Source organism: Vibrio sp. D173a (genome assembly GCF_030248475.1).
In genome coordinates, this window is record NZ_JAHGAH010001542.1 from 1 (window position 1) to 732 (window position 732).

Consider the following 732-nt stretch of genomic DNA (forward strand, 5'->3'; position numbering starts at 1 on the left):
GTCGTACGGAAGAACACCTAAAAGGCATGGTTGTTCCTGGCACCTTATTCGAAGAGCTAGGCTTCAACTACATCGGCCCTATTGTAATGGTGTCCATGTGAGCAACCCATCACTGCTTAGCGTCATACCTGCAGGGATATTATTTGCAGAATATGTAACGGGCTCTGAGTGGTTTGTTGAAAGTTGATATTGGTATTGAATATCTTCTGTGGCGGTGGTGTTGGCCGTAGAGTTGATTTCAAATGACGAGCTTGGTGGTGTTTGTGGGCTACTATCTGAACTGTCGCTACCGCATCCTGATAGAATTAGAGCGATTGAACTAGCTAGCAAACTAAGACGTTTCATGGAGTATCCATTCCTATTTATTATTAAGTAGCTTTTTATAAATAGGAATGGAATCAACATCAAACCATTCGTATAGCAAATGGTTGCTTATTGAACTTTATTCACATTCTATGCGTGATACTTAGAGTGAAGTCTCAGCAGTATGTAATTGATAAAACTAATCTTTACCTTGCAATATCTCAGCCCAAGGTAGGTCGGCGTCACCGAGTACGATGAAATTTGGATTCTCTAGAGTTTCGCGTTCGTTGTATGACAGCGGCTCTAGGTGAGTGCTGAGAATACGCCCGCCCGCTTCTTCAACGATGCACTGGGTTTCGGCTGTATCCCATTCACCAGTTGGACCTAAACGTAGGTAACAATCTACCGCACCCTCTGCAACCAGGCAGG

At 43.9% G+C, this 732-nt stretch carries 2 protein-coding genes and 1 pseudogene; 1 reads left to right on the plus strand and 2 read right to left on the minus strand.

Annotation, left to right across the window (positions count from 1 at the left end):
- Window positions 1-83: pseudogene (locus KIV40_RS35695) on the plus strand (1-deoxy-D-xylulose-5-phosphate synthase N-terminal domain-containing protein); the annotation flags it as partial.
- On the opposite strand, the gene KIV40_RS34615 reads toward KIV40_RS35695, so the two are convergent.
- Window positions 79-405: a putative Ig domain-containing protein gene (locus tag KIV40_RS34615; RefSeq protein WP_375164958.1), complete on the minus strand. Its 327-nt coding sequence runs from the start codon at window positions 403-405 to the stop codon at window positions 79-81. The pseudogene KIV40_RS35695 and the gene KIV40_RS34615 sit on opposite strands and share 5 nt — an antisense overlap.
- A 97-nt stretch (window positions 406-502) precedes the next feature.
- A partial coding sequence (locus KIV40_RS34620) for an inositol monophosphatase family protein (protein WP_285353981.1) occupies window positions 503-732 on the minus strand: 230 nt, incomplete at its 5' end.

What these genes read in the sequence shown, in the direction of transcription:
- KIV40_RS34615 (WP_375164958.1), bottom strand. Translation starts at nt 405, where the DNA reads ATGTTGATTCCATTCCTATTTATAAAAAGCTACTTAATAATAAATAGG.